This is a genomic window from Vibrio sp. 10N.286.51.E5 (assembly GCF_041469125.1).
Lineage (GTDB): Bacteria > Pseudomonadota > Gammaproteobacteria > Enterobacterales > Vibrionaceae > Vibrio > Vibrio crassostreae_C.
The window spans coordinates 39,467-64,283 of sequence record NZ_JBFRJZ010000006.1 but is presented as its reverse complement, the minus strand read 5'-3'; the positions used below and the strand labels follow the sequence as shown (position 1 = coordinate 64,283).

Sequence of the window (24,817 nt, the reverse complement as noted above, 5' to 3'; positions counted from 1 at the left end):
TACTCGCGTAATTTTACGTACAGCGCCGCATGAATCTATCTATTTAATTACTGGCTGGCTTTGACTCCGCGTTAATTGGATTAAATCGTGATGGCTTTATCACATGTCTGCTCAAACTTAATTAAGACTTCTAATTACGGATGCCTCTCCAAAGTTAGTCCAGAGTCTCTGCTGGTTGAGTGTTAAAAGCTATTACCCTGATTTTGCTTACCAAAAGAACCTAGATGATTAACGCTTCCACTAACTCTCGGTCTATTGTCCGTACTACCAATAAACTGAAAAGACTTGGTTACTCTTGTTCGCTAGATTTAACGGTCCCAAAAGACCAAGCGAACTCCCGAATCATCTAGTCTTGTTTACCTATGTTGGCTTGTTCTTCACCAAATTGAATCAACTATCAACGTCATCAGTAACATCCGTACTCGTTTTTCAAACCACTAACTTTCAATTTTCTGATGCCCAACGGTCATTGTTACCAAACTGCGTTGCCATCCAAAACGAACTTCTATAAACGACTTGGCTAATCGTAAGTTACAGTGCAACATAAATTCTATTAACCTCTGTCTGGACTATATTAACTTGTCTCATAACTGCGATAATGACACTTCTATTACCAACAAGTCTTTAAAATCAGATCTTTAGGCTAGTTCTCAATTAGTTAGAGTATCTTTTGTTTGTTAACATATTCTGGAACAGAATAACTTATTATCTTAGAAGGCTTTACATGAAAATCAGTACAATCGCCCTATCGCTATTCACCGCTTTTTTTGGCATCAGCTCGCAGGCGCTTGCTAGTGAAAACGAAAACTCACCTAGAGAGCATGGTCATTTTTATGCTGGTGTTGATATCGGCTTTTATAATGAAACTGAATTAGAATATCGTGGCAGCGCCATTGAAGATTCATCTGATCTATCAGACTTTAGCTATAACTTGGTTGGAGGCTACGAATTCAATACACATGATGTCGTCAAACTGGGGCTAGAAGCCGAGTACCGAAAAATCGGAAAAGTTAGCTATAACGACTTAATGGATATTGAAGGCCATGCTTTCTTCGTAAACATTAAACCAAAGTTTATTGTTGAAGGTGACGTATTAGATCTGTATGTATCTTTATTAGCCGGTGTTGGCTCTATGGATATGGAAGCGAAAGCTTTTGGAGTATCAGACTCTAAGTCTGAAGCAGCCTACCAAGTTGGTGCTGAGCTTGGTGCGATGGTAACAGACAACATCGATATCCATATTGGTTACCGCTATGCAAACGTTGAAATTGAATCCATCGATGTGTCACCTCAAACCGCTTACCTAGGTGCAAGGTACCACTTCTAAACTTGATTCACTCGTAGGCTCAATACTACTAAAGCCGTCCTTTTAAAGCTCGGCTTTAATTTTGATCACCTATTTCCCTACTCGACCTCTACTTTGACAAGACAATTCAACCATAAATAAAGTTACGTTGTATCTTCTGTAAAAAGTTACAACTTGAAAGCTTTGCCCTAACGCAAAATAAACCACTTTAACAGGCTACTATTTCGTGTTTAAATTTTGATCTATCAAACAATTATACGAATAAATTTGGTGATTAAGCAATCAAATGCTATGCATTCAATCCTTAAAAATAAATTAAAGTGTTAACATCAGGCAATTTTGTAAACTAGGTGTTTGATATGTTGCCTAAACTTTATAAGTTCAGATCGCTCCACGACAGAAACATACAATCTATTTCCGAGTGTTCGTTGTGGTTTGATTACGCTAAAACTTTTAATAACCCTTTTGAATCTAACCACGCATTCAACAAAGAGCTTCAACAAAACTTTAAGATCATGTGTTTCTCTCAGTCGAACGACCACCCAATACTATGGTCGCAGTATGGTGACAACTTTAAAGGCATGTGTATCGAGTATGATCTCAACTGCTATAACGGCGAGGCCAATCTCAACTGTTTTGAAGTCCAGTATGAAGACGAACCGAATATGTTCCGCCCGGCATCGCTAAGAGGTTTACAAACATCAAGACTGGGAGCTGAGATATTCAAAATTAAGCATTCTAATTGGCGTTATGAAAAGGAATACCGCTGGGTATTACCTGATGACGAGATAATCGGAAATAAACTCTACCTTAATAGAGAGTGCCTAAGCTCGGTGATTCTGTCAGAGCACGCTCCTGCCGACAGGAAATTGAAAGTTCTGATGACTTGCCAGCGCCTTGGTATCCCTGTTAAACACGCAATAGCAAAGCAAGAGTCGTTTACCTTCGAAGTGGTCAGTTAAGTAGAGTGTAATCCTACTGTTTAGCGCCAAAACAAGACATTCACATAAAGTTACAGCGCAACAAAAAAGAGAGCGACATTAATGAGACTCTCTCTTTTTATTACATGTTCACCGTAAGCTTTCCCAGTACTTTATCTTGCATCTGCTCAATCGTCGCGATAGACATTTGAACAGTTGAAAACCAATAAGGTCGGTGCTTAACGTTAAATAGTTCACTATTATCTAACGCCTCGAAAACAGAATATTTTCTACCTTGAGCCAAAGCTGCACCATAAACCGTTCGCTCAAGTACTGGAATGTCATTCACTTCCTCTAGAAGTGCCCTCTTGATGAACTGATTTCCAGGGCTCCAATCTATAAATTCAACGAGGTTTTTTAGTAGCTTAAGCTCTAGCTGCTCGACCATTGATTCAAGAAACTGTGTGTTTGGCATCACCTCAGTACAAGCATAATATTCGTCATGCTTGTCACTTGCTTCACGATAACCAAGCATCGTTTTTACCAATGCGTCTTCAAACGTTGAAGAAAAGTGGTTACAAATTAAAAACAAAGGCAGAACTCTCAACACACCAAGTAAAATGCCTACATTAGGATCTTTAACCGACGTTTCTTGAAGTCGAATTCGAGTCGCATTTGACGTCACGACCAAGTGTTGCCAAACCTTAGGTGTGATGTGTTTAATGTTGCCATCATTCCACTTAATCAGCTGTTGACTCATTAACAATGGGAACAATAAACGACAATTTTCTATTCCTATTTGTCGTGCTGCAACTTTTGGATCGAGAATTACCTTAGATTTCTTTCCATATTTATCTGCAAACTCTTGATTGGAAACAAACTCGATTAAACTTGAGCTTAATGGCCTACTTTTCGCGGATATTTCATGGAGTTTGGAAAAGTTTAAAGATGGCGAATACGCAACACTAGCGAACTGATTGTAATCGGGTAAGTCTGAAAACAACGAACTTATTAAGGTACCTTGAAGCTTCTCAAGCATTAGCGCAGAAGCGGCATTGCTGACATCATCGATAACGTATCGTAAGGTTTGTTGCTTCGCGTCGACTTTTTCACGATGAGCATTGACTCTATCCTGCTCGCAGCGCAATAAAATACGTTGATTGTGAGATATGCGGTCAGATTCATCAAATATGACACTATCACAATACCTATTTTCCAAACTTAGTAACGTGTCTACTGTAGATTGTGCGAGCTTATATTCAGGTGAGATTAACCATCGATTAAAGCGAGCTTCAACATTGATTGAGACCTTCCTTGAGATCTCAACTACTTCAGGGGTATAACTTTTATTTGCTAACAACAACCGTGACTTTCCTTTGCCGTAAATGCTCTTGTATCGGCATATCCTGCCTTTATAACAAAACCAATATTAATAGAAATTAGAGATTGGTTCACGAAATTGTTTCAATAAAATTAAGGATATTTAGTTATAGTGCGTTGAGAGTGGCTAGTGTGTGATATGTAGCCGGATATACTTTTCTGGAAAGCTGTATTTGAACCTTTTCTTCGTCGGTAGGTGTTTTTTCGCCTGCTTGCAAACTTTACTATCTCCAGACGTTTTCACCTTTTTGATTCTTGCATAACCTTTAGAGTGCTTCATCTCAATCATCAGATCGCAATAACCCTCGAAATCAACATTACTCTTGTTGAGCCCTTTCATGACGGTGACTTTTATCTTTTTAGCTACAGGATTAACCAATGCATCGTCGGGAAAAGCGACTGGGGATAAAAAACATAATAGTAATACTAGATATCTCATACTGCTCTCTCTTTGTTGAGGGTGAGAACAGTATGCGGAGATTTAAGAGAAATGAAGGATTAACTTAGTATGAGGATTGACCAGCTAACGCGTAACTCTCAACGATTACGCTTTCTTTGAGCCTTTAGACTTAAAACCATTATGCGGGAACACGTTACGAATACGTTGCTGTACGTTTTTAGGAACATCTTTAGTGAACTTGAGATTGTAACCAGAACGTTTTGCATACACTTTTAGCTCGCCTTTAAAGGTATTGTTATGACCAATCTCTTGAAGGTTGTGCTTAAAGCTCGGTGGAAGATGCCCTTTAACTTGTTCGATCGCCCCGTCGCTAAATTTAATTTTCAATACCGGTCGATCGACTGCTACTAACCAAAAAACTAATACCGCACCGATTAAGATTACGTACATCATAATGTCACCACTACTGTTGATGGTTATTTATCGTCAGAAAGGAGCTTGCTTAAGTCTTCTTTGAGGCTAGTCACCGTCTTGCTGGCCTGCTCACTACGAGACGCTTCGCTAACCAAATACTCGATGGCATCTGAGAGCGTACAACCTAGCTCGTTCGCACGTTGAGATAGCTTTTCCCATACACGGTAATCAAGGTCGATTGATTTCTTCTTTGTATGAACTTGTTCAGCATTGAAGTGGCGTTTTCGCTTAGCTCTGATCGCTTGTTTAAGCTTGTTATCGAGCTCAGGAGACATGTTGTTAGATATCCACTCAAGGACACCTGTAGGTTGGTGTTCAAGCTTCAATAAGGCTTTAACAGCAACGTCAGATTCACTTGAATCTATGTGGCAGGTGATCGACTCGCCTTCTTTCCATTTTTTGACCAGATAGTTCCATTTCCAACCACATTCCAAGTTTTCAAGTTGCTGATATTTCATGTCTAATCTCGAAAGTTAATCCTAGTGACAGCGTAACCCAAAATAGGCTATTTAACAATTATTGTCTTGAAAGAATAGACCAAGATCATACTTATATTAGCTTAGTGATTAGTAACTACAACATAGAGCTACAAGCGAGATCGGTTTTTCTATATACTCCCTACCTCATTATCATAATCAGAAACTTAAATGACTCAAGTAGATTGGCGACATGTTACGCCTCAGTACGACGAATATAGCGCTCAATTAGAGCAATTCCCTGACATCTCGCCTTTCCCGTTTTCAGATATTCAACATAGATTCAAAGATGCGCTAACCCGCTTTGTTCGCTTGTCTAACCTTTCGCGCGTTTTACTGGTAAATGCTCCGGACAATTCAATCTATCGTCAAATGATTGTTGAATCTCTAGTCACTGCTTTAGATGATCACACTCTGCCGGTTATCAAAACTGAGTCTTTAAATGCTGCCTCTCTATTTGACCAAGTTCAATCGAAAGACGGTAAGGTTATTGCGACAAAACCTGGCCTACTGGCTAGAGCAAACAACGGTTATCTGATCGTTTCAGCAAACCTGATCTTGGCAAACCCAGGAAGCTGGTTACTGCTTAAATCTGCGCTGCTTGGTGAAGCTGTAGAGCCTATCAGCAGTAACCCTGAACACTTGAATCAGTCGCCAACCTTACCTCTTACTTACAATATTAAGTTAATTGTAGTTGGAGACAGAGCTCAACTAGGTGACCTTGATTACCTAGACAGCGATATTCAAACCGGTTTTTGCCTATTCAGCGAAATTGAACAGGACATTAAGCTCTCAGAAGACACTCTGACTCAATATCTTGGTTACCTTAAGTGGCTTCAACAACGCTATGAATTACCAAACATCACGCAACAAGCGTTGACTGGCATTCTTACTGCCGGAGCAAGAGAAACCGAAGATCAAAGCTATATCCCACTGTGCCCTATTTGGCACAACGCGTTATTGAACGAAGCTTTGATTGAAGCCGACAATGGTGAGATTGATATTCACCATATCCAGCAAGCTCAACAGCACAAATACAACCGTGAATCTTATCTACCAGAACGCGCCCTTGATGATATTCGTGATGGCCAAGTCATTATCGAAACTGAAGGTGAACAAGTTGGTCAAGTTAATGGATTGACGGTCATCGATGTACCGGGACACCCAATATCGTATGGTGAACCTGCACGAATTTCCTGTGTTATTCACTTTGGTGATGGTGATATTGCCGATGTTGAGCGCAAAGCCGAGCTGGGTGGTAATCTTCATGCTAAAGGCATGATGATCATGCAAGCATTTGTGAGCAGCGCACTAAACCTTGAAGATCCATTACCATACGCAGCTTCCGTAGTATTTGAGCAGTCTTACTGCGAAGTAGATGGCGATAGTGCTTCTCTTGCGGAGTTGTGTTCTCTGGTTAGTGCTTTGTCTGAATACCCTATCAATCAACAAATTGCGGTTACAGGTGCAGTTGACCAATTTGGACGTGTGCAAGCTGTTGGCGGGCTAAACGAGAAAATCGAAGGCTTCTACCATGTGTGTAAGCACAACGGCTTAACAGGCGAACAAGGTGTGATCCTTCCAAGATCGAACTTAAGGCATCTTGCACTAAAGCCTGACCTTATTGAAAGCATTAAGAATGAAGAATTCCATATTTGGTCTGTGTCTAATGTAGACGAAGCAATTCCTCTCATTATGAACAAACCATTTAGAGACGATGAACAAGAAAGCGTTCTGAGTAAAATCGCGGAACGTATTGAAAACTTTGAAAGACATGAGCACCCTATTGGAATCGTTGGACGCATTAAAAACTGGTTTGTCTAGTACTGATCGGACTTGTTTAGCGTACACCTGTTCACTAATATGCACCTATCAAAAATCGGAGTAATTGATAATGCAAAACAAACGTGATTCTTACACTCGCGAAGAGCTTCTAGCATCAAGCCAAGGCGAACTATGGCCACAAGGCCCTCAACTACCAGCACCGAACATGCTAATGATGGATCGCATCACTAAGATGTCTGAAACTGAAGGTGATTACGGTAAAGGTTTAGTTCTTGCTGAGCTGGATATTACTCCTGACCTATGGTTCTTCGATTGTCACTTCCCAGGTGACCCTGTAATGCCTGGTTGTCTAGGCCTTGACGCAATGTGGCAGCTGGTTGGTTTCTACCTTGGTTGGGTTGGCGGCGAAGGTAAAGGTCGTGCTCTAGGGGTTGGCGAAGTGAAATTCACTGGTCAAATTCTGCCTACAGCGAAAAAAGTAACTTACGAGATCCACATGAAGCGTGTTGTTAACCGTCGTCTAGTTATGGGCCTTGCGGATGGTCGCGTACTTGTTGATGGTAAAGAGATCTACGTTGCTAAAGATTTGAAAGTTGGCCTTTTCCAAGATACGTCAGCATTCTAATCTAATAGTTAGATTTTTAGTAAAGCAGCCCATGGCTGCTTTATTTTCGTTCCAATAAATTTAGTTATAGTGCATTAAAGTATCCCGTATTAAGCTTGAAACAGGATAAATCCACCAGCGATACGCTTATGATAGCGAAACTATAATACTTTATAGCTCTGGGGAGCTTATCACTCGTCTGAAACTAACAAGGCTCCAGCCGTTGTAATCAACAGACAATGGAGCCCTGACCTTGAATTCTTTACGCCCTATCTACTTATAGAGACCTGATTGCTTGTCATCTTTGGCGTCACGCCATCCACCTAACCAATAAGACCGAGAATCCATTTGGCTATATGGGCAAGCTTCTTGCGACCGTCCATTTAAACCAGCCTTGTAGCCTTGAGATTGTGCTCGTTCTAGTCGATCACGCTTTTGTCTCTTCATAGTGCAGTCCTCATACGGGTGTTCCATTTACTAACATACAATGATTACAACTTTACGGAGTTTTTGTGACTCCAACTTTAAGAATCGGTCAAATTTTCACTTTTCTCAAGGCGAAAAAAAGCCCGAGTTCAGAATTGTGAACTCGGGCTCAAGAGATAAAATTATTTAAATTTTCTGCGGAACCCTAATAGACCAAGCACAGTCAAAGTTAACCAACCTAGGCTACCACCTTGGCGCTCAACTTTCTCGGTGTCGGTGCTACGAGTTACTACGCTATCAATGTCAGAGCCAGTGTCATACCTTGCTCCCTTGATTGGGATAAGCTTAACAGCTACAACCTTTTCGACTGCGTTAGATGAGGCACCACCACAGTATGAGTTGTGTGATGTTGTGTCATAAGGCTTATCATTACCGTCGACTGTACATTTGATAGCCGTTGCTGAAATCACGCCAGCATCATTGATATCCGTCGCATCAATGATTCTAAATTGGTTATTGTGACTAGACGCATCACCATCATTTGTTAAGTCATCTAACCACCATGCTTTACCACCAAAAATATCAACACGGCGTTCATCAGTTGAAGACGGGAGATCGTAAGGGTAAATAAAGCCTCTATGTCTTCTTTCGCTGCCATCGACTTCACGCGTCGTTTCCGCATCGATCTGGCCAACAAGTTCATTGTAATTATTTACCGCTTTAGCTTCACCGCTTGAGCCACTGAAGAAGATACCGCCAGACAAATACGTTGCTGTTGGGTTTTTAGCATCCGTTACAATAAAAGGCTTATTACCGGCACTACCATTTTCAGGAACATAACCGTTACGTTTTGAATATCCAACTGCAAACAAGTTGTCGTTAATATCGGTTGCTACTGAGTTACTGTATCTAGCATCATCGTTAGATGAACCAGACTTAACCTCTGCACCGCTAATTTGTGTAGTTGTCCACGTTGCCGTAGCGAGATCGAGTGAAGTACTCACAAAGACACTTGCATTCATATCTTGTAGATCGCCGTTTCCATCAGCAGTATTATAGCCTACACCATAAAAAAGAGAGTCCGATTCAACAATTGAACGCATGCTGCCTTGGGCAAAATAATCGCCCTGTTGAGCGTTACCAGATCTAATCCAGTCGATCTCTTTCGTTATTGTGCCATCCCAAATAGCCGCCTTTGAACTAAACGTTGTATCTGACGTATCCGTTTTAGCTCCTTCCGTAGATACACTACCTACATTGTAAACTTTGTCGTTACTTGCTTTGATAGCGTGCCATGCACGAGTTTCCGAAGTGCCTGTTGGCCCATTTGGTGTAGTTGTGAACATCGCGTTATTACGAATACCACCTTCAGATTTAACCCCCAAAGGCTCAACTTCATCGGCATCGTTTATATAAAGCGAGTTAATTACCGTATTGCGGCTATCAAAGGTTTCGCCACCTTCAACAAAGGCTTTCGCATTGACATGAGTAAGGTCATTTCTTTCCTTACTCCAAGTGTCATTCCAACGGTTTTCAGCCCAACTTTCACATGTAGAATATCTCAGCTCTCGATAACAATAGTTTTCGAAATCATCACGCTCTTGAATGTACTGAAATGGTGCATCCATTGCGAATGGTACTTCTTCACGATAACTTACCGCTTCAAGCGTATCGCGAGTCTCACCAGCAAGTTTAAATGCACTATCGGTACAGTTGGTTGCAGCTGAATCGAAGCAACCTAACGCAAGCTCATTCGTTCCGTCTGTCGCAACACCAGGTTGAATCGCCACACCATAGATTTCAGAGGCACCTGTAATTGAAGGAGTGACTTCAACGACCTTGTAAAGCGCAGCATTGGCATTAGTTGCAGCAAAAACTAATGCTGCAACTGTTGTTAATTTAAATTTAGTACAAGTCATTATTACTTCTTAACTTTCCTGTTGTAGTGCCTCGAGCTCTTCCCAGCGCTCAAAAGCAACTTCAAGCTCCTGCTCTGCTGCAGATAGCTTATCTAATACTGGTTGTGTCTGCTCTACAGATTTTGAAAAGAAGCTTGGATCGTTGACTTCTTCCTGAAGAGTTTCAATTTGAGTTTCCAATTCTTCTAAACGCATTGGTAGCGCTTCTAGTTCTCGTTGTAGCTTATACGATAACTTCTTAGGTTTAGCCTTAACTGGCGCAGTTTTGGGAGTTTCCTCAACTACTTTCTCAGGCTTTGATGGCTTTTCAACCTGTCGGTACTCTAATGCTTGCTTTCTTTGCTGCTGAGCATCGTGGTAACCACCAACAAATTCTTCAATAACGCCATTACCCTCAAAGATCCAACTTGTCATCACTGTGTTATCAACAAACTGACGATCGTGACTCACTAAAAGCAGCGTACCCTGATAGTTGGCAAGCAAATCTTCTAAAAGTTCCAAAGTTTCGATATCTAGATCGTTGGTTGGCTCATCGAGAATCAACAAGTTGTTCGACTTAAGGAAAATACGCGCCAATAACAGACGGTTTTTCTCACCACCAGATAGTGCTTTAACAGGAGTGCGAGCACGTTTTGGAGAGAATAAGAAATCTTGTAAGTAGCTTAGAGCATGACGCTCACGGCCACCTACGGTCACTTCTTGCTTACCATCCGCGAGGTTATCAATTACAGACTTCTCAGGGTCTAGAATTTCGCGGTATTGGTCAAAGTAAGCGACTTCAAGCTTAGTACCACAATGCAAACGACCTGAATCAGGCTTAAGCTGGTCAAGAAGCAGCTTAAGTACCGTACTCTTACCACAACCGTTAGGACCAATCAGAGCGATACGATCGCCACGCATGATGTTGAAGCTGAAGTCCTTAACAATTTCTTTGCCTTCAAAGCCAAAGTTAAGATTCTCAGCTTCAAATACAATCTTGCCTGAACGCTGGCCATCGTCGATTTGGATAATCGCTTTGCCCTGCACTTCACGACGGTTCAAACGTTCTTCACGTAGCTTCTTAAGCGCACGAACACGGCCTTCGTTACGAGTACGACGAGCTTTAATACCCTGACGAATCCAAACTTCCTCTTGAGCAAGCTTCTTATCGAATTCAGCGTTTTGCATTTCTTCAACACGAAGCGCCTCTTCTTTCTCAACAAGGTAATTTTCGTAATCGCCCGGGAAAGAGCTCAATTTACCGCGATCAAGATCGACAATACGTGTTGCCATCGATTTAATGAACGCACGGTCATGCGAGATAAAGATGATTGAACCGCGGAAGTCTTTCAGGAAGCCCTCTAACCATTCAATGGTTGCAACATCCAAGTGGTTAGTCGGTTCGTCGAGTAGAAGCACGTCAGGGTCACATACAAGCGCACGAGCAAGTGCCGCTTTACGTTGCCAACCACCAGACAAATCTGTCAGTTTGGTTTCAGCAGTCAGCTTAAGTGCTGCCAATACGTTACTTACACGATCTTCAAAACGCCATGCATTAGCATGATCCAGTTGTTCTTGAACGCGAGTAAGGCGGTTTAGATTCTTTTCACTTGGGTCTGTCGCGATGAGATCCAGAAGATCATGATAGATCTTCAGCTGTTCACCGATTTCAGCAAGGCCACCAGCAACATAGTCATAAACTGTACCTTGTTCATTACGCGGTGGATCTTGTTCTAAACGAGACACAACCACATCTTGCGTGATTTGCATCTTACCGTCGTCCATGATGATGTTTCCAGATAGGATTTTCATCAATGTCGACTTACCAGCGCCATTGCGCCCTACTAAACATACACGTTCGTTTTCTTGCAGCACGAAGTCCGCACGATCTAATAATGGGTGATCACCAAACGCTAATTGCCCATTATGAATTGTAAGTAATGCCATTCTTCTTTAACCAATCATTAAGTTCTAACAAGCCAAATGGCCAGTTAAGCTCTGAGCTTTGAGAAAGGTCAGAGCTTTCAAATTTGAGCACCGGAATAGTGACCCCGTAACGGGAAAAGAGCTCATCATCAAATGCAATGTCAACAACGTTGACGTGATGGCTAATGTTTAACTGTTCCGTGAGTTGGAATGCCATCTCACATAGATGGCACCCTTCTGTACTGTAGAGAGTCAGCACTCTATATCCTTATACGATCTCTTAACTACTTATGTGTAATCAACCAGCAGTTATGAATGTGCTTATTGCGAGAGAAGTCCAATGGAAGTGTCTTCGCTGAGATATTCTGAGCCTTAAGACCTAACTCATCTAGAGCTTCCAAGTCCATTTTGAAGTGACGCTTGTTGTTAGAGAACACAATCGTGCCTTCTTCACGAAGAAGACGTTTAAGGTTTTCCATCAGCTGAATGTGATCACGTTGAACATCGAAAGATTGATCCATACGCTTTGAGTTAGAGAACGTAGGTGGATCGATAAAGATCAGATCATAAGAACCCTGCTCTTTAGCTAGCCATTGTAGACAGTCAGCTTGAACAAACTGATGTTGACGACCAACACGACCGTTAAGCTCCATGTTCTCTTTCGCCCACTCTAGGTAGGTATTAGACATATCAACAGTAGTTGTAGAACGAGCACCACCCACAGCAGCATGAACAGATGCACTTCCTGTATAAGCAAACAAGTTTAGGAAATCCTTACCTGCGGCCATCTCACCGATACGACGACGAGTGATCTTATGATCTAGGAACAACCCGGTATCTAGGTAATCATGAAGATTAACAATCAGCTTAACGCCATACTCGTTCACTTCTAAGTTCGATGAGTCTTGAGCCAATTTCTGGTATTGAGAACGGCCTTTCTGTTTCTGACGAACTTTAAGCACAACGTTGTTTGCTTCTACGCCTGTTACTTGAATAGAAGCACGGATGATATCGGTTAAGCGACGTTTTGCCTTCTCTTCCGGTACATCTTTAGGCGCTGCGTATTCTTGAATCACAAGGTGACCTGGGTATACATCAATCGCTACATTGTATTCTGGTAGGTCAGCGTCGTAGATACGGTAGCAATCTAATTGCTCTTTCTTAGCCCACTTGCCAATTTTACCGATGTTCTTTTTAAGACGGTTCGCGAAATCAGGTGCAATCAATTGTTCTTGCTCGCCTGATGGACGCTCTGACATCGGACGATCTGAAATTGAGTAGTTCTTTTGGTGACACGGTAACGCACCGTTGTTCAACTTGAACTGTTTATCTGCACGCATGCGTAAGCAGCTTAGTAGCTCGTCTGAGCTAGAGAAGATAGATGCGTTACAGCCACCAAATTCAGCTTTAAGCTGTGCACCGAATGCGGTGTAAAGTGCAATAAGACCAGGCTCTGTCCCTAAACGCTCACCATAAGGTGGGTTAGACACAATCACACCATCCGTAAATTCCGTAGGGCGTTTAAGTTTTGCTGCATCACCTACTTCGAATTCAATCAAATCTTCTACACCAGCACGGCGAGCATTATCGCGCGCTGTTTTGATCATGCGCTCATCGTTGTCGTAACCATAGAACTTACATTCTACTTTCTTAACGCCACGACGGCCTTGGACGTTCGCTTCTGCTTTAACTTCAGCCCAAAGCTCAGGCTCGAAATCTTCTAGTGATTCAAAACACCACTTCTGACGTTTAACACCCGGTGCTAGGTTTGCAGCCATCATTGCCGCTTCAATCACTAACGTACCTGAACCACACATAGGATCTAGGAAAGGCTTAGTCGCATCCCAACCACTACGAAGAAGAATCGCTGCAGCAAGTGTCTCACGCAGAGGTGCGCGACCTGATTCTGGACGGTAACCACGTTGGTGAAGACCGCTGCCCACCATATCAACACCAAGAATCGCTTTATCACGGTGTAGACGAACGTGAATTCGAATGTCTGGGTTCTCTTTGCTGATAGAAGGACGAGGCAGAGACTTCTTCTCGAAGCAATCAACAACGGCATCTTTTACTTTCATCGCACCGTATTGGCTATTGCGGATTTCGTTGTTCGTACCATTGAAGTCAACAACAAAACGCTTAGAGCTATGGAATTGATTTACCCAGTTAACCGCAGTGGTTGATAGGTACAAATCCATGTCGTCCATACAAGTGAATTCAGAAAGGACACGTACAAATCGAGAAGCCAAACGGCTCCACAAACAACAACGATAAATTTGCTCATTGGTGGCTTTGAATTTAACACCTGCTTGAACAGGTTTTGCGTTTGTAATCCCTAGTTGGGTTAGTTCTTCAACTAATAAATTCTCAAGGCCATTTGAGGTAACCGCTAGATATTGATTCATAGTGTTCTTTTATTGATAAAAATGAGCTCGATTATACCTGAATTTGTTACTAGAGCATCACACTAAACTCGTCTTTTCATTGAATCTTTCTTCTAACTGGCTAGCAAACGCGCAGTGTTGAAGCGATCGCTTACCCACATCCCCTTAGAACATAAGACTTATCAAACCAACACGATTCAGGACCAAATACCGACCAAAGCGACAATGTGAATTTATATTCACCCTAAAATTGGTATATACCAAGCGTGAATTTAGCGTGAAAGTTAGCTACAAAAGGACATAAACAGGGAATAAAGATGGGTAAATTACACTTCTGGAGATAAAAACAGGCAGAAATTAAGGTGAAAAAATAGTCGTAAGTTCACTATTTAAATGGTTAAGCAGTGATGTATTTATCAGGGTGAGGTTTTTTAGGCACAAAAAAATCGGCTAATGAGCCGATTTGGGGGAAGATTTGACAGGTTGGTGCGTTGCGATGTGTGTGAGAAATGATGGACTAGACTGAAGGCTAACCAACCATCGCAATGTGCGTTTGATGAAGAATAGCGTTCGCGTCTATCATTCTATCGTGCATGACCTTAATCGAGTCGCCAAAGCGTAACCCTTTTGAAGGCATTAACAGGAACTCTTCTAGGTCAACAAATGCACATAGGCTCGCACACTCTCCCACTTCTAATACAATGAAATACCCTAAGCTATGCTCGTTATTCATTTGTACAATATCCCCTTCTTGAGGATATTCATGGCCAGTACCTTGTGAGTCGAAGAACCAACTCTTAGGCTGTACAGGCTTATGGAAACGCTTTGCTGCCACACAATAGAGTGCTAATTCAGCTTGACGAGGCTCAGACAGTTCTAAGCCAGAAATTTGTTCTTTGAAGGTTTGGTATGAAGATGCGTCATCAACGGTGAATTCATTATCTCGAAACGCGCAGTCCACCAGCTTATTGCGGACCAGATTCGTTTTGAAAATCATATCCTCTCCGAGGTTTAGCATTAATGAACATTGCTGCTCATCGTAATACCAACTCCATGTATCGCTAGGTTTAAGCATCATTTCGTCTCACACTGTTGAACCATTCCATTAGGTAAAACGCAAAATTACCTTCAATTACAGTAATTTTACTGAGCAATAGGCAAAAAAAAAGAGGAAATGAATTCCTCTTTCTTGTCGCTTTTCTCTACAACTCAGTGAGTTACAGTGTCTCTTTTATTAAGACGATGCCAGATTGTCGCTTTTCAGAAATAAAAGCGTCTTGCCGTTTAAAGATTTTTAACGATGTCACCTACAAGGCCTGGACCTTTGTAAATGAAACCAGAGTAAACTTGTACAAGCTTAGCGCCTGCCATCATTTTCTCTTTTGCAGCAACATACGAATCAACACCACCTACCCCGATGATCGGCAGTTGGTCACCAAGCTCTTGATAAAGTTTACGAACAACTTCAGTACTGCGAGATTGAACTGGACGTCCACTTAGACCACCCGCTTCGTCGCAATGCTTCATGCCTTCAACGATTGAACGATCCAATGTCGTGTTTGTTGCGATCACACCATCGATCTTATTTTTGATCAATGATTCACAAATTTGGCTGATTTCATCGTCACTTAGATCCGGAGCAATCTTAAGAGCAAGAGGAACATATTTACCATGCTTCTCTTCCAGTTCAGTTTGTTTCGTTTTCAGTTCAGACAATAGATCGTCTAGTGCTTCGCCATATTGCAGAGAACGAAGTCCTGGAGTGTTTGGTGAAGAGATGTTCACAGCAATGTAACCAGCGTATTGATATACCTTCTCCATACAGATCAAGTAATCTTCAGCGCCCTTTTCAATTGGTGTGTCTTTGTTCTTACCGATGTTGATGCCTAAGATGCCGTCATAGTTCGACTTCTTAACATTCTCAACAAGGTTATCAACGCCTAGGTTATTAAAACCCATGCGGTTGATGATGCCTTCAGCTTCAACAAGACGGAACAAACGAGGTTTGTCGTTACCCGCTTGCGGACGCGGAGTAACAGTCCCTACTTCTACAAAACCAAAACCCATCGCGCCAAATGCATCAATACATTCGCCGTTTTTATCTAGACCGGCAGCAAGGCCAACTGGGTTTTTAAAAGTAAGACCCATGCACTCTACAGGTCGATGAGGTAATTGTTGGCGATACAAAAGATCAATAGGTGTGCCAGTGAAGCGTTTGAAATTTTGAATTGCAAGATCATGTGCCTTTTCGGCATCAAGTTGGAAAAAGCCAGTTCTGGCTAGACGGTAAAGCATTGTGCCTCCGATAGAAAAAAGCCCCGTGTAAACGGGGCGATATTATTTACTTATTTACTCAACTATTCAATCTATTACTGACTGTAAGGGTAAGATAATCGAGTTTGCTAACGAATGAGGTTCATTATTAAGCAAACGTTATCGTTTCTTCAAGTTATTAAGCCATTTCTAATCTCAACCTTAGTACAGCCATCAGGTCACTTAACAACAAACAACGTTTGCGTCGAAGTTTGTTCTTCAAAAGTCGTTAGGCCTATTGTTTCCACTTTACCGAAACGAAAAAGGCAGACCTTGTGGCCTGCCCTTATACTTTTTCGTCTTATCTAGTAACTAGTCTTTTGACATGCAGTTTAGATTCAACAGCATCAATTCACGCAATGCTACTGAGAACTTAGCAAACTCATGAACAGAACCTACTTTGAATTCGTTTAGGATGCTTTCCCAACGATGTAGAGAAACAGAGTTACTTTCCATCCAGTCATCAAGCGCTTTAATCACATCGATATCTGAAGCACAACCACAGTTAAGTACTTGACCAGTTAACTGGCGTTGCTGCCAATCCAGATCTTCTCTGAATGCTGCACGCGCCAGTGCTTGCCAGTTGTTGTCTATAGCTTGGCCATTGATTTGCTTCAAGAACCAGTGCAGTGACAAACGGTCGCCTAGGTTGAAGTAAAGCTTAGACGCTTGCTGTACTGTTTTACCCGTTTCACGAGCCACTGTAGATATATCCAGTGCTGAGTACAGGCTAGACAAACGAGCCACTGAATTAGCCAGCTCAGCGTTTACACCTTGGTCAATCCATACTTGAGCCATTGCTTGATGCTCTTCTACTTCTGAAGCCACTAGGTTTTCATCCAGCTTCTCAGTAATTGCGACGACATCACCTTGGTAAAGCTCAATCAATGCATTCACTGACTGTTTACCGGTACGGTTTCTTAGCAACCAGCGTGCTAGACGACGAAGCGTACGACGTACATGGTAAAGCAATTCGTATTGAGCTTCAGAACTTGAGATGTTGTCCAGTTCACGGATGCTCTTCAATACCTTACCCAGGCCGTAGATTTCACGTGATGCCGCGTAAGCATTCGCAATATCAACAATGTTCGCGCCCGTCTCTTCTTGCAAGCGAGTCACGAAGTTACAGCCCATCTCGTTAACCATTTGGTTAGCAAGCGCAGTCGCAATGATCTCTGCACGAAGTGGATGGTTATCCATGTGCTGAGAGTAGTTACGGCGTAACTCTGTTGGGAAGTATTGCATCAGTTGTTGAGTATGGAACTCATCATTCGCAATGTCATCACTCACAAGATCTTCTTTTAGAACCATTTTACCGTAAGCGATCAATACTGATAGCTCTGGTCTTGTTAGTGCTTGGCCCTGCTTCTCACGTTCTAGCAGCGTTTCGTCATCTGGGATGTATTCCAAACCACGGTCTAAGTACCCGGCTTTTTCCATTGTGTGGATAAAGCGGATTTGCTCTTTCACTAAGCCTACACCTTGATGCTCAGTAACAGAGATAGACTCAGCTTGGCAGTAAGCGTCGTCTAGTACGATTTCACCTACTTCATCTTCCATAGATTCAAGAACTTGGTTACGTTGCTTAACGGTAAGATCACCATTAGACACCAAGCCATTCAAGAAGATCTTAATGTTAACTTCGTTATCCGAGCAATCTACACCACCAACGTTATCGACAAAGTCAGTATTAACTCGACCGCCCGTTAGAGCGTATTCAATACGACCCAATTGAGTCATACCCAAGTTACCGCCTTCACCAACAACCTTAGCTTTCAGGTCACGGCCATCGATACGTAGCACGTCATTTGCACGGTCACCCACATCGGTATGAGTCTCACTAGAAGACTTAACGTAAGTACCAATACCGCCGTTCCAAAGTAGATCAACTTTCATAGACAAGATCGCTTTGATCAAGTCGTTTGGTGCCATTGATGCTTTCTTGGTACCCAGCATTTTCTGAATTTCAGGTGTCAAAGAGATAGACTTCGCTCGGCGAGAGAAGATGCCACCACCTTGAGAAATCAGGTCTTTATTGTAATCTTCCCAACTTGAACGAGGCAGATTAAACAGACGGTCACGCTCTACCCAGCTTGATGCTGATTCTGGATTCGGGTCAATGAAGATGTGCATGTGGTTAAACGCAGCTTGCAAGCGAATGTGCTTAGATAGCAGCATACCGTTACCAAATACGTCACCCGCCATATCACCCACACCAATGGCAGTGAAGTCTGTGCTTTGACAGTTAATACCCATTTCGCGGAAGTGACGTTTAACCGATTCCCAGCCACCTTTCGCCGTGATACCCATGGCTTTGTGGTCGTAACCGTTAGAGCCACCCGATGCAAACGCATCACCTAGCCAGAAGTTGTACTCTTCAGCTACTGAGTTCGCTAGATCTGAGAATGTCGCGGTGCCTTTATCGGCTGCAACAACCAAGTATGGGTCATCTTCATCGTGACGAACAACGCTCTTAGGTGGGATAACCTCACCTTCAATGATGTTGTCTGAAACGTCTAGCAATGCACGGATGAAGCGCTTGTAACAACGTTGACCTTCAGCAAAGATCTCGTCTCGGCCAGACATCATGTGTTGACGCTTACAAACGAAACCACCTTTAGCACCAACCGGTACGATAACCGTGTTCTTAACTTGTTGCGCTTTAACTAGGCCTAGAATCTCAGTACGGAAGTCCTCTTGACGGTCTGACCAACGTAAACCACCGCGTGCTACTTTACCGCCACGTAAATGCACACCTTCAATGTCTGGTGCGTAAACGAAGATCTCAAACGCAGGAACCGGCGCAGGGATATCTGGAATCTCGCTTGGTCTCATTTTCAGAGCCAACCAAGGTTTAGACTGCTTATTCTCGTCTACTTGGTAGTAGTTAGTACGAAGCGTTGCAGTGATCATTTCCATGTAGCGACGAATGATACGATCATCATCCAAGCTTTCTACATGATCCAACTGTTCAGTGATCTTCTTAATAAGATCTTGTTGGCCTTTTACGCTGCCCTTCAGTTTCGGGTCAAAACGCTTGCCGAATAGGCTCACTAGCCCTTTCGCTAATTCTGGGTAATGAGACAATGTGTCTTCAATGTATTGTTGGCTGAATGGGAAACCAACTTGACGCATGTAACGAGCATAAGCACGTAAGATTGAGATTTCACGGCCAGAAAGACCAGCGCCAAGTACTAAGCGGTTGAAACCATCGCTGTCTAACTCACCCGCCCAGATTGCCGCAAAGGCTTGTTGGAAAAGATCGCGAGCTTCACGAAGATCAATGGTCTTATCGCTCTTGTGCAGCATAGAGAAATCAAGGATCCAATAGGTCACACCGTTGGTTTTACGCACTTCATATGGAGATTCACCGATAACGCGTAGGCCAAAGTTTTCAAGCATTGGCATAACATCAGAAAGGTGAATTGGCTCATCGCTGTGATAGAACAACTTCAAACGAACGGCTTTTGAATCTGCCGCTTCTTCTTGAGGACGGTAGAAAAGCATACCCAGTTTGTTGTCTTCACTTAGCGCTTCTAAACGTTCAATGTCGGCAACAGCAGAACCTGGCATCATGTCTTCTTTGTACGAACGTGGGAATGCACGCATGTACTCTTTCGACAATGGAAGACCTTTGCTTTCACCGAAGTTTGCAATGATAGATTCAGACAGACGGTCATCCCACGTAGACGATACTTCCATTAAATTTTGCTCAATTGTTTTCACGTCCACATCCATGTTGTTGTTATCAACACGAACAATATAGTGCGTTCTTGCTAGCGGGCTTTCAGAGAAGTACGTTGTAAATTCAACCTCTTCTTCACAACCAAAGTACTGTTTCAAGATGCGCTGTGTTTGGCGACGAAGCTCAGTGTTGTAACGATCTTTTGTTACGTAAACCATGCAGCTAAAGAAACGACCAAACGGGTCTTTGCGAACAAACAAACGCAGGAGATCGCGATCTTGCATTTGTACTACACCCGTACCGACTTCTAGTAGCTCTTCTTCTCGAGCTTGCAGCAGTTCATCACGTGGGTAGTTTTCAAGAATGTTGTGCAGCGCTTTGTAAGAGTATGAACCTTCACGGTAACCACTCGCATCCAAAATACGTTCTACTTTCTCGCGAACAAGAGGAATCGTTTCAACGGTTTGGTTATAAACGGCAGATGTGTAAAGACCAGTAAAGCGGTGCTCACCAATGACCTTACCGTTCTTATCGAACTTCTTAATACCAATGTAATCGTTGTAAGCTGGGCGGTGAATGCGTGAAGCCGTGTTGCCCTTGGTTACGATAAGCACATAAGGCTTTTTCGCTTCAAGACGTGCCGAATCAGAAAACTCAGATAGCTTAACGTTACGTACACGATCTGAGTTCGCAAACAAACCAAGACCTTGCTCCTTGGTCGGTTGCAGTTCAGTGTCGCCGTTAACTGAAACTAGGTCATATTCCTTATAACCCATGAATGTAAAGTTGTGTTCACCTAACCAACGAAGAAACGCCAACGTTTCATCAAAACGTTGGCCATCTACAGGAATGCTCTCTTTCTGCTTTTCTACTTGATTGGTTACTTCTTCAAGTCGTTCTACCATCTTCAACCAATCGTTCACAACTAAGCTAGTATCGGTAAAGATATCCAGTAGCTCCGTTTTAAGAGCTGTCATTTCAGCTTTACTGCTAAGACGGTCAACCTCAATATGGAAAAGCGATTGGAATGCACCTTCGTTATTGCTTACACCGATAACACTGCCCTTATCTGAGCGAGAGATTTGTGTTGGGTTATGAAGCATAAGGTGAGAAGAAAGGTCTAGGCGAGTCAATGCCATTTTTACGGAATCAACAAGGAATGGGCTGTCTGGAACGACTATCTCAACGATAGTATGAGTAGACTGCCAACCTTGACGACTTACCGTCGGGTTGAAAACGCGTACAGAGATTTCGTCGGCTTTCTTTTCATTGATGTGATGCCATAAGCTAACTACAGCACCGTATAAATCGGATTCGTTTCTCTGAGTTAGATCGTCGTGAGAAACGTTACTAAACAAGTGTTGAGCAAGTTGAGTTACGAGAGGTCGATGAGCAAGGTCAAGTTTGTCTTGAATCAGCTTGTAAACTTTTTCAAGTAAAACTGGAACCACAGTTTCACGTGCGGTCATAGTCACACTCCACAATTAGAATTATATTTTATTATTAGGGGGATCACTTAATCTGGTGTTTGAAACGTGCCGTTGAGCTCTTTTCTACTAACGAGTTAAGCAAAGGTAATGCATTCATTTATTGTAAAAGCATTATTGAAAAATAGTTAATTGTTTTGGAGGTGGTAAGAGGTGAAATGTTTGATTATGTGATTAAGATTCCTTTTAACTCACTAGGCATGCCAAGGTTTACAGAGCTTCTAACTTAATAAACTTATTTTTTTGGTCAGTTGTCAGCCTAAACTGCCCTCTAACCCCTATTTGTGTAAGAAATGGTCTGAATCGAGTTGCGGGTAACTGTAAGCGTAAACCTGTTGTTGTTATCACTTGAACTTTACTTGCCGTACCAGAATAGCTGGCCAAAAACTGCTGATATGAGATGTTAAGTTGGAAAATATAGCGATTCATACGATACCTGTATAAATATACAGTGCCAGTGTTTTTTGGCACTTTTAGATGTCTGACGGTGAAACTGAACTTGAAGCTGCTCTAGCTTATCGAAAATTCGATGAACCAGAAACAAAAAATCAGTGGCAGATATTCTCTACCACTGATGACCTTTCGTTGTAGCAAACAGTTACCTGAATGCGCGCTGACTTAAGCCTCTAGTGCTTTCGTCACTTTCTCAAACAAGTCTTTTGCTAGGTTGTCCATGTTCTTTAACGTCTCTAGTTCTTTTTTGATCAGAGCTTGGCGTTCATCGTCGTACTTACGGAATTTAAGAAGTGGATCAATCAGACGTGAAGCCACTTGCGGGTTGCTGCTGTTCAGTTCACGTAAGATCTCGCCTGCAAATGCATAGCCTTGACCAGACTTGTCGTGGAATTGAACCGGGTTCATGTTTAAGAATGAACCGACCAAGTTACGGGTACGGTTCGGGTTCTTCAAACTGAACGCCTGGTGCGACATCGACGCTTTGATCACTTCAAGTGCGTTTGAACTTGGGTTTGTACCTTGCAATGCAAACCACTTATCCATAACAAGACCATCGTGTTTCCACTTGTCACTGTAATCCACCATCAAGGTTTCACGACATGGTAGTTGTGCACTGTTTGCCGCGCCCATTGCTGCCATCGTATCTGTCATGTTGTTTGCTTGCTGGTACATCGCAACAACCAAGTCATTACCCTGCTCTGTATGTGCTAAGTAACTTAGGCAAACTTTACGTAGAGTACGCTTACCAATCGAATCGTGATCGACCGTGTATTCTGTTAGTGCGTGGCTGTGATAAACCGCCGCTAACTCGTCTTCAAGTTCTGCAGCTAGTGTGACTTTCATTGAGTTAAGAACCGATGCGACCGCATCAATATCAACGCGCTCGTACCAACCCGATACTTCATTGTGGCTTGGTAGAGAAAGCATTTCTGCAATAAACGCAGGCTCTAGTGAATCACTCAGCAGTACGCCACGGAATGCATCAACAACAGAATCAGAAAGCTCAAACGCTTGACCCTGCTGAACTTTCTCCACGTTACTGCGGATGTACTTCGCTAATAGCATTTGACCCGCATCCCAACGAGAGAATTCATTGCGAGCATTCACCATCAAGAAGATCAGTTCTTCATCTGAGTAGTCATATTCCAATTTCACTGGCGCAGAAAATTCACGAAGTAATGATGGGATCGGTTGCTCAGAAACGTTTTCAAACACGAACGTTTGCTCTGCTTCTTTCACATCTAATACATTATGAACTGGCTTACCGTTACATTGTAACTCAACAACTTCACCCGCAGCTGTGTACAGCTCGATATCAAGAGGAATATGCAGAGCCTGCTTTTCCGTTTGCTCATGAGTTGGCGCTGTTACTTGGCGAGTTGTTAACGTGTACTGTTTCTTCTCTGCGTCGTACTTACTTTCAACAGACAGCGTCGGCGTACCAGACTGGCTGTACCATAAGCGGAACTGAGATAAGTCAACGCCCGACGCATCTTCCATTGCCGCGACGAAGTCTTCACATGTTGCAGCCGTACCATCGTGACGTTCGAAGTACAGCTTCATGCCTTTTTGGAAACCATCTTCGCCCAACAATGTGTGGATCATACGGATCACTTCACTGCCCTTTTCGTACACGGTCAAAGTATAGAAGTTATTCATTTCTATCACTTTTTCTGGACGAATTGGATGAGACATTGGGCTAGCATCTTCTGCAAATTGTGGACCGCGAATGATACGTACATTGTTAATACGGTTTACTGCGCGAGAACCAAGATCAGATGAGAATTCTTGGTCACGGAATACCGTTAAGCCTTCTTTCAGACTTAACTGGAACCAATCGCGACACGTCACTCGGTTACCTGTCCAGTTGTGGAAATATTCATGGCCGATTACTGCTTCAATACCTAGGTAATCTGTATCCGTTGCAGTTTGGTCGTTTGCTAGAACGAACTTCGAATTGAATACGTTCAAGCCTTTGTTTTCCATCGCACCCATGTTGAAGAAATCAACGGCTACGATCATGTAGATGTCTAAGTCGTATTCAAGATTGAAACGTTCTTCGTCCCACTTCATTGAGTTAATCAAAGAAACCATCGCGTGACTCGCACGGTCTAGATTGCCTTTATCAACAAAGATTTCTAGGTCAACTTTACGACCCGATTGTGTAGTGTATGCGTCACGAAGTACATCAAAGTCACCCGCTACTAAAGCAAACAAGTACGCTGGTTTTGGATGTGGGTCTTGCCACTTCACCCAATGACGACCATTTTCAGCTTCACCTTCATCTACACGGTTACCATTGCTTAATAAGAATGGGTTCTCTGCTTTGTCTGCGATTACCGTTGTAGTGAATTTTGCCAATACATCTGGGCGATCCATGTAGTAAGTAATACGACGGAAACCTTCGGCTTCACACTGAGTACAGAATGCGCCACCCGACTTGTACAAGCCTTCAAGTGCACTGTTCCCTTCAGGGTTAACTTCGGTAACGATGGTTAGAGTAAATTTTTTTGGAAGGTCATTCAGCGTAAGTTGAGTTTCAGACTGCTCGTACTGAGTCCATTCGTTGCCTTCAACCAAAACAGAAACCAACTTCAAGCCTTCACCATCAAGTACTAATGTCGCGCTGTCTTTCTCCTGCTTAACACTAGAAACAGCCGTAACAATGGATGCTGAGTCGTACAAATCGAAAGTAAGATCGATTTCAGAAATCGTGTGAGATGGTGATTGATAATCTTTACGATACTTGGCTTGAGGTTTATGTGCCATGACGGGTTCCTTTTGATCGTTATACGTAATAATTTTTTAACTGTATATATCTAAAGGTTGAGCGCCAATAAAACAAGGGGAATATTAAAAAAAGGAGGCATTGTAAGAAAATGCCTCTATGTTTTGCT

The 24,817-nt window shown here is 42.6% G+C and carries 18 protein-coding genes; 4 read left to right on the top strand and 14 right to left on the bottom strand.

Going from position 1 to position 24,817, the window contains the following annotated elements; all coding sequences use genetic code 11:
• Window positions 1–724 precede the first annotated feature (724 nt).
• Both AB4161_RS01155 and AB4161_RS01150 read left to right on the top strand, forming a co-directional pair.
• Window positions 725–1,327 carry a porin family protein gene (locus tag AB4161_RS01155; protein WP_017059668.1) on the top strand — a complete coding sequence of 201 codons (603 nt, stop codon included), beginning with the start codon at window positions 725–727 and terminating at the stop codon, window positions 1,325–1,327.
• A gap of 338 nt (window positions 1,328–1,665) precedes the next feature.
• Window positions 1,666–2,268 carry a DUF2971 domain-containing protein gene (locus AB4161_RS01150; RefSeq protein ID WP_372082594.1) on the top strand — a complete coding sequence of 201 codons (603 nt, stop codon included), beginning with the start codon at window positions 1,666–1,668 and terminating at the stop codon, window positions 2,266–2,268.
• 100 nt (window positions 2,269–2,368) lie between these two features.
• On the opposite strand, the gene AB4161_RS01145 is transcribed toward AB4161_RS01150, so the two are convergent.
• The 4 genes from AB4161_RS01145 to matP all read right to left on the bottom strand — a co-directional run bounded on the left by AB4161_RS01145 (window position 2,369) and on the right by matP (window position 4,938).
• Entirely contained in the window at window positions 2,369–3,589 is a 1,221-nt protein-coding gene (locus AB4161_RS01145) for a hypothetical protein (RefSeq protein ID WP_065585053.1), read from the bottom strand.
• A 144-nt stretch (window positions 3,590–3,733) separates the two neighbouring features.
• Window positions 3,734–4,045 (bottom strand): hypothetical protein, encoded by a 312-nt coding sequence (locus AB4161_RS01140; RefSeq protein ID WP_136982179.1) that lies wholly within the window; start codon window positions 4,043–4,045, stop codon window positions 3,734–3,736.
• A 105-nt stretch (window positions 4,046–4,150) separates the two neighbouring features.
• Window positions 4,151–4,459, bottom strand: coding sequence for a DUF3634 family protein (locus AB4161_RS01135; RefSeq protein ID WP_017059672.1), 309 nt, complete (start codon window positions 4,457–4,459; stop codon window positions 4,151–4,153).
• A 23-nt stretch (window positions 4,460–4,482) separates the two neighbouring features.
• A complete protein-coding gene (matP, locus tag AB4161_RS01130) occupies window positions 4,483–4,938 on the bottom strand; it encodes a macrodomain Ter protein MatP (protein WP_017068911.1) in 456 nt (151 codons plus the stop codon).
• A gap of 189 nt (window positions 4,939–5,127) precedes the next feature.
• On the opposite strand from matP, the gene AB4161_RS01125 reads away from it, so the two are divergent.
• On the top strand, window positions 5,128–6,780 hold the full coding sequence (locus AB4161_RS01125) for a Lon protease family protein (protein ID WP_017066880.1): 1,653 nt from the start codon (window positions 5,128–5,130) through the stop codon (window positions 6,778–6,780).
• Between the two features lie 70 nt (window positions 6,781–6,850).
• On the top strand, window positions 6,851–7,366 hold the full coding sequence (fabA, locus tag AB4161_RS01120; RefSeq protein ID WP_017059675.1) for a bifunctional 3-hydroxydecanoyl-ACP dehydratase/trans-2-decenoyl-ACP isomerase: 516 nt from the start codon (window positions 6,851–6,853) through the stop codon (window positions 7,364–7,366).
• A gap of 252 nt (window positions 7,367–7,618) precedes the next feature.
• On the opposite strand, the gene rmf is transcribed toward fabA, so the two are convergent.
• The 10 genes from rmf to pepN all read right to left on the bottom strand — a co-directional run bounded on the left by rmf (window position 7,619) and on the right by pepN (window position 24,689).
• The gene (gene rmf, locus AB4161_RS01115; RefSeq protein ID WP_017059676.1) at window positions 7,619–7,792 is read right to left on the bottom strand and encodes a ribosome modulation factor; all 174 of its coding nucleotides are present in this window, start codon (window positions 7,790–7,792) and stop codon (window positions 7,619–7,621) included.
• Window positions 7,793–7,953: 161 nt separating this feature from the next.
• Window positions 7,954–9,690: a DUF3466 family protein gene (locus tag AB4161_RS01110; protein ID WP_372082593.1), complete on the bottom strand. Its 1,737-nt coding sequence runs from the start codon at window positions 9,688–9,690 to the stop codon at window positions 7,954–7,956.
• Window positions 9,691–9,699: 9 nt separating this feature from the next.
• Window positions 9,700–11,616 (bottom strand): ABC transporter ATP-binding protein, encoded by a 1,917-nt coding sequence (locus AB4161_RS01105; RefSeq protein ID WP_017068914.1) that lies wholly within the window; start codon window positions 11,614–11,616, stop codon window positions 9,700–9,702.
• Window positions 11,594–11,854, bottom strand: a complete 261-nt coding sequence (locus AB4161_RS01100) for a glutaredoxin family protein (protein ID WP_019823251.1) — start codon at window positions 11,852–11,854, stop codon at window positions 11,594–11,596. Before AB4161_RS01100 ends, AB4161_RS01105 begins: the two co-directional genes overlap by 23 nt.
• A gap of 25 nt (window positions 11,855–11,879) precedes the next feature.
• Window positions 11,880–14,000 (bottom strand): bifunctional 23S rRNA (guanine(2069)-N(7))-methyltransferase RlmK/23S rRNA (guanine(2445)-N(2))-methyltransferase RlmL, encoded by a 2,121-nt coding sequence (gene rlmKL, locus AB4161_RS01095; RefSeq protein WP_372082591.1) that lies wholly within the window; start codon window positions 13,998–14,000, stop codon window positions 11,880–11,882.
• A 508-nt stretch (window positions 14,001–14,508) separates the two neighbouring features.
• The gene (locus AB4161_RS01090; RefSeq protein WP_372082590.1) at window positions 14,509–15,057 is read right to left on the bottom strand and encodes a cell division protein ZapC; all 549 of its coding nucleotides are present in this window, start codon (window positions 15,055–15,057) and stop codon (window positions 14,509–14,511) included.
• A gap of 206 nt (window positions 15,058–15,263) precedes the next feature.
• On the bottom strand, window positions 15,264–16,274 hold the full coding sequence (pyrD, locus tag AB4161_RS01085; protein ID WP_136974293.1) for a quinone-dependent dihydroorotate dehydrogenase: 1,011 nt from the start codon (window positions 16,272–16,274) through the stop codon (window positions 15,264–15,266).
• Between the two features lie 330 nt (window positions 16,275–16,604).
• Window positions 16,605–21,446 carry an NAD-glutamate dehydrogenase gene (locus AB4161_RS01080; protein ID WP_372082588.1) on the bottom strand — a complete coding sequence of 1,614 codons (4,842 nt, stop codon included), beginning with the start codon at window positions 21,444–21,446 and terminating at the stop codon, window positions 16,605–16,607.
• A 228-nt stretch (window positions 21,447–21,674) separates the two neighbouring features.
• Window positions 21,675–21,893 carry a DUF2835 domain-containing protein gene (locus AB4161_RS01075; RefSeq protein ID WP_081325156.1) on the bottom strand — a complete coding sequence of 73 codons (219 nt, stop codon included), beginning with the start codon at window positions 21,891–21,893 and terminating at the stop codon, window positions 21,675–21,677.
• A gap of 189 nt (window positions 21,894–22,082) precedes the next feature.
• Complete coding sequence (pepN, locus tag AB4161_RS01070) at window positions 22,083–24,689, bottom strand: aminopeptidase N (RefSeq protein WP_372082586.1); 2,607 nt, start codon at window positions 24,687–24,689, stop codon at window positions 22,083–22,085.
• Window positions 24,690–24,817: the final 128 nt, after the last annotated feature.

What these genes read in the sequence shown, in the direction of transcription:
- AB4161_RS01155 (WP_017059668.1), top strand. Translation starts at nt 725, where the DNA reads ATGAAAATCAGTACAATCGCCCTATCGCTATTCACCGCTTTTTTTGGC.
- AB4161_RS01150 (WP_372082594.1), top strand. Translation starts at nt 1,666, where the DNA reads ATGTTGCCTAAACTTTATAAGTTCAGATCGCTCCACGACAGAAACATA.
- AB4161_RS01140 (WP_136982179.1), bottom strand. Translation starts at nt 4,045, where the DNA reads ATGAGATATCTAGTATTACTATTATGTTTTTTATCCCCAGTCGCTTTT.
- AB4161_RS01135 (WP_017059672.1), bottom strand. Translation starts at nt 4,459, where the DNA reads ATGATGTACGTAATCTTAATCGGTGCGGTATTAGTTTTTTGGTTAGTA.
- matP (WP_017068911.1), bottom strand. Translation starts at nt 4,938, where the DNA reads ATGAAATATCAGCAACTTGAAAACTTGGAATGTGGTTGGAAATGGAAC.
- AB4161_RS01125 (WP_017066880.1), top strand. Translation starts at nt 5,128, where the DNA reads ATGACTCAAGTAGATTGGCGACATGTTACGCCTCAGTACGACGAATAT.
- fabA (WP_017059675.1), top strand. Translation starts at nt 6,851, where the DNA reads ATGCAAAACAAACGTGATTCTTACACTCGCGAAGAGCTTCTAGCATCA.
- rmf (WP_017059676.1), bottom strand. Translation starts at nt 7,792, where the DNA reads ATGAAGAGACAAAAGCGTGATCGACTAGAACGAGCACAATCTCAAGGC.
- AB4161_RS01110 (WP_372082593.1), bottom strand. Translation starts at nt 9,690, where the DNA reads ATGACTTGTACTAAATTTAAATTAACAACAGTTGCAGCATTAGTTTTT.
- AB4161_RS01105 (WP_017068914.1), bottom strand. Translation starts at nt 11,616, where the DNA reads ATGGCATTACTTACAATTCATAATGGGCAATTAGCGTTTGGTGATCAC.
- rlmKL (WP_372082591.1), bottom strand. Translation starts at nt 14,000, where the DNA reads ATGAATCAATATCTAGCGGTTACCTCAAATGGCCTTGAGAATTTATTA.
- AB4161_RS01090 (WP_372082590.1), bottom strand. Translation starts at nt 15,057, where the DNA reads ATGATGCTTAAACCTAGCGATACATGGAGTTGGTATTACGATGAGCAG.
- pyrD (WP_136974293.1), bottom strand. Translation starts at nt 16,274, where the DNA reads ATGCTTTACCGTCTAGCCAGAACTGGCTTTTTCCAACTTGATGCCGAA.
- AB4161_RS01080 (WP_372082588.1), bottom strand. Translation starts at nt 21,446, where the DNA reads ATGACCGCACGTGAAACTGTGGTTCCAGTTTTACTTGAAAAAGTTTAC.
- AB4161_RS01075 (WP_081325156.1), bottom strand. Translation starts at nt 21,893, where the DNA reads ATGAATCGCTATATTTTCCAACTTAACATCTCATATCAGCAGTTTTTG.
- pepN (WP_372082586.1), bottom strand. Translation starts at nt 24,689, where the DNA reads ATGGCACATAAACCTCAAGCCAAGTATCGTAAAGATTATCAATCACCA.